Genomic DNA, 4329 nt, shown 5'->3' with positions numbered 1-4329 from the left:
GGCTCATCGACGTGGAGGGTTTGGGGCAGGGTGGCGTGGCGCATGGCCTGGATCATCTTGATGACGCCGCCGATACCGGCCGCTGCTTGGGCGTGGCCGATGTTGGACTTGAAGGAGCCCAGCCAGAGGGGTTCGTCGCGGTTCTGCCCGTAGGTGGCGAGCAGGGCCTGTGCCTCGATGGGATCACCGAGCGTGGTGCCGGTGCCATGACCTTCGACGGCGTCCACCTGGTCCGGAGTCAGCGCGGCGCTCGCGAGGGCGGCGTGGATGACGCGCTGCTGAGCGGGGCCGTTGGGCGCGCTCAACTGGCTGCTCTTGCCGTCCTGGTTGACCGCCGAGCCGCGGATGACGGCCAGGATGGTGTGCCCGTTGGCCTGGGCGTCCGAGAGCCGTTCGAGCAGGATCGTGCCCGCGCCCTCGGCCCAGGTGGTGCCGTCGGCGGCGGCCGCGAACGACTTGCACCGGCCGTCGGGCGCCAGCCCGCGCTGTCGGCTGAACTCCACGAACATCCCCGGCGTCGGCATCACCGCTGCGCCACCGGCCAGGGCCATGGTCGACTCGTCGTTCCGCAGCGACTGGCAGGCCATGTGGAGCGCCACCAGCGAGGAGGAACACGCGGTGTCCACGGTGACCGCCGGGCCCTCCAGACCGAGCGTGTACGCGATCCGCCCGGACGCCACGCTGAGCGTCGTACCGGTCAGCAGATGACCCTCGACATCCTCCGGGCCGCGGTGGATGAGCGACGCGTACTCGTGCCCGGACACCCCGCTGAACACCCCCGTACGGCTGCCGCGCAGCTCGCCCAGGGACAGCCCGGCGCTCTCCACGCACTCCCAGCTGGTTTCGAGGAGCAGCCGCTGCTGGGGGTCGAGCGCGAGGGCCTCGCGGGGGCTGATGCCGAAGAACTCGGCGTCGAAGCGGTCGGCGTCGTAGAGGAAGCCGCCCTGACGGGCGTAGGTCTTCCCGGTGGCGTTGGGGTCCGGGTCGTACAGGCCGTCCAGGTCCCAGCCCCGGTTGTCCGGGAACGGCCCCACCCCGTCACGGCCCTCGGACACCAGCTCCCACAGCCCCTCGGGCGTGGTGGCCCCGCCGGGGAACCGGCAGGCCATGCCCACGACCGCGATCGGCTCGCGGCTCCGTGACTCCGCCTCGGCCAGCCGCTGACGGGTGCGCTGGAGGTCGGCGGTCACCCGCTTGAGATAGTCGCGCAGCTTGTCCTCGTTCATGAGAGCCCCAGCTCGTTGTCGATGAAGTCGAAGATCTCGTCGTCCGTCGCGGACTCGATCGTCACGCCCTCCGCCCCCGGCTGCTCCGGTGCGGCGTCCTCCGGGCCCGCGCCGTTCAGCTTCAGCAGGAGGGCCTGCATGCGCGCGGCCACCGCGGTACGGACACCGGGAACGGCGGTTCGCAGACTGCTCTCCAGCCGGTCCAACTCGGCGACCAGCGCCTGCGGAACCTCCTCGACGGCCCGGACCGGGGCCAGTTCGGCACGCAGCATGGAGGCCAGCTGCACCGGCGTGGGGTAGTCGAACAGGGTGGTCGGCGGCAGTCGGAGGCCGGTGGCGTGGTTGAGGTTGTTGCGGAACTCGACGGTGGTGAGCGAGTCGAGCCCCATCTCCAGGAATCCGCTGTCGGCGTCGATGGCGTCCGGCGAACCGTGGCCGAGGACCGCGGCGACCTGCCCGCGGATATAGGTGAGGAGGATGTCCAGCTGCGTGGCCTCGTCATGCGGGGCGATCCGCTGCCGCAGCGTGTCCGGGGCCGCCGCACCACCCGTGGCGGCAGCCCGCCGGGCCCGCGAGCGGACCAGCCCCTGCAACACCGGGGGCACCGGGGCATCGCCCTCGCCCAGCCGGGCCAGGTCCAGCTTCGCGGGCACCAGGAGCGCCTGCGGTGAGCCCAGGGCGAGGTCGAGCAGGCCGAGCGCCTGGGCCGTGCGCATCGCGCCGATGCCACCGCGACCCAACCGCGCCCGCCCGACCGGATCCAGCCCCGCCGTCAGCTCGCTGGTCTGCGCCCACAGGCCCCACGCCAGCGAGAGACCCGGCAAGCCGCGCCCCCGGCGGTGGGCGGCGAGCCCGTCCAGGAAGGTGTTCGCGGCCGCGTAGTTGGCCTGCCCCGCATTGCCGATGGCCCCCGCGGCGGAGGAGAACAGCACGAACGCGGCCAGGTCCAGGTCCTCCGTCAGCCGGTGCAGATGCCAGGCGGCATCGACCTTGGGCCGCAGCACCCGCGCGAGCCGTTCCGGCGTCAGCGAGGCGACGGCGGCGTCGTCCAGCACCCCGGCCGTGTGGAACACACCGGTCAGCGGGTGCGCGTCGGGAATCGACCGCAGCAGTCCGGACACCGCCTCGGCGTCCGCGGTGTCGCAAGCCGCGAGGGACACGTCGGCGCCCAGCGCCTTCAGCTCCGCGGCCAGTTCGGCCGCGCCGTCCGCCGCCGGGCCGCGCCGGCTGGCCAGCAGCAGATGCCGTACACCGTGCCGCTCCACGAGGTGCCGGGCCAGCAGGCCGCCGAGGGTGCCGGTGCCGCCGGTGATGAGCACGGTCCCCTCGGGGTCGAGCCCGATGCCGTTCGCCCCGCCGTCGGTCTCCGGAGTTCCTGGTGTTTCTGCCGCGGGCAGCGTCGCGCGCACCAGCCGGGGCACGCGCAGCTCACCGCCGCGGATGGCGAGCTGGGGTTCGCCCGTGGCGAGCGCCGCCGGGAGCGCGCGGTACGAGGCGTCCGACTCGTCCAGGTCGACCAGTACGAACCGGCCGGGATACTCCGCGTCCGCGGAGCGCATCAGTCCCCACACCGTGGCCGCCGCGGGATCCGGCACCGGCTCACCGTCCTCCGTGGCCACCGCCCCTCGGGTCAGCACCACCAGCCGGGCGTCGGCGAGGGGCTCGTGGGAGACGAAGTCCTGGACCAGGGCGAGGAGTTCGGCGGCCGCGGTGTGGGCGTCCGCCGCCAGGTCGCCGCCGTCGGAGCGGGCAGGGCCCGCCACCACGATCTGCGGCGGCTTGGCGCCCTCCCCGCCGAGCGTGGCGAGGGTGGCGTGGTCGACCGCGTCGATCCCGGCGGTACGGAGCGCGGCGGCCACCTCCGTCACGCCGACCACCGCCCACGGGCCGCCGGTCTGCGACGCGGGCGCGGGCACGGGGAGCCAGCTCGGCTCGTAGAGGGCATCGCTCTGCCGGGCCCGGGCGGCGGCCAGCTGATCCGGCGCCACCTCGCGCATCGCCAGCCCGGCGATGGTGAGCACGGGAGCGCCCGTGGCGTCGGCCACTGCCAGCGACATCACGTCCCGCTCCGAACGGGACAGCCGCACCCGCAACCGGGACGGGCCGACGGCGTGCAACGCCGCACCGCTCCACGAGAAGGGCAGCCGTACGCGCTCCGACTCGTACCAGAACAGCATCAGCGGGTGCAGCGCCGAGTCCAGCAGGGCGGGGTGAACGCCGTACGCCTCCGGGTCCGTACCGTCCGGGAGCGCGATCTCCGCGTAGAGGGTGTCACCGACCCGCCAGCCCGCCCGGAAGCCCCGGAACAGCGGCCCGTACTCGTATCCGCGCCCGATGAACCCGCGGTAGAACTCCTCGACGTCGACGGACTCGCCCTCGGCGGGCGGCCACGTCGTGAGGTCGAACGCGGGCTCCGGCGCGGAATCGGCGAGGAAGCCACTGGCATGGCGGGTCCACTCGGCCGTCTCCTCGGCCGCCCCGCTCTCCGACGAGAACAGCGCGAACGACCGCCGCCCGGCCTCGTCCGCGGCCCCCACGGTGAGCCGCAGCTGCCGGGCGCCCCGCTCCGGCACGGCCAGGAAGGCATGGTGCGTCAGCTCTTCGATCTGATCGCAGCCGACGTACCCGGCCGCGTGCAGCAGCAGATCCACGAAGGCCACGCCCGGCAGCACCACCGTTCCGTGGACGACGTGATCGCTCAGCCACGGCTGGGCCTTGAGCGACACCTCTCCGGTGAACACGGCGCCTTCCCCGTCGGGCAGGGTGATCGCAGCGGTGAGGAGGGGGTGGGTGGAGGTGTTCGGGGCGCCGGCGGGGGGCTGCGACGTCTCCAGCCAGTAGCGCTGGCGTTGGAAGGGGTAGGTGGGAAGGGTGGTGGGTGTGCTGGACTCGCCGATCAGGGGTGTCCAGTCGACGTGGACGCCGTGGGTGTGTGCGGTGGCCAGGGCGGTGAGGAGGGTGTGGTTCTCGTCCCGGTCGCGGTGGAGGGTGGGGACGAAGGTGGCGCCCTCCGGCAGGGCGTCCTGGGCCATGGTGGTGAGGGTGGCGTCGGGGCCGAGTTCGAGGTAGTGGCGGACGCCGTGGGTGTGGAGGGTGGTGATGC

Annotated in this window: 2 protein-coding genes; both read right to left on the bottom strand. The window is 73.5% G+C overall.

Features of this window, described 5'->3' with window-relative positions:
- Nucleotides 1-1226 (bottom strand): type I polyketide synthase (locus EEJ42_RS33720; RefSeq protein WP_184503407.1); only part of this gene is annotated, 1226 nt, incomplete at its 3' end.
- Nucleotides 1223-4329 (bottom strand): type I polyketide synthase (locus tag EEJ42_RS33715; protein WP_123105855.1); only part of this gene is annotated, 3107 nt, incomplete at its 5' end. The genes EEJ42_RS33715 and EEJ42_RS33720, both read right to left, overlap by 4 nt.

It is taken from the genome of Streptomyces botrytidirepellens (assembly GCF_003721215.1).
Taxonomy (GTDB): domain Bacteria; phylum Actinomycetota; class Actinomycetes; order Streptomycetales; family Streptomycetaceae; genus Streptomyces; species Streptomyces himastatinicus.
This window is presented reverse-complemented; position numbering and strand designations above follow the sequence as displayed.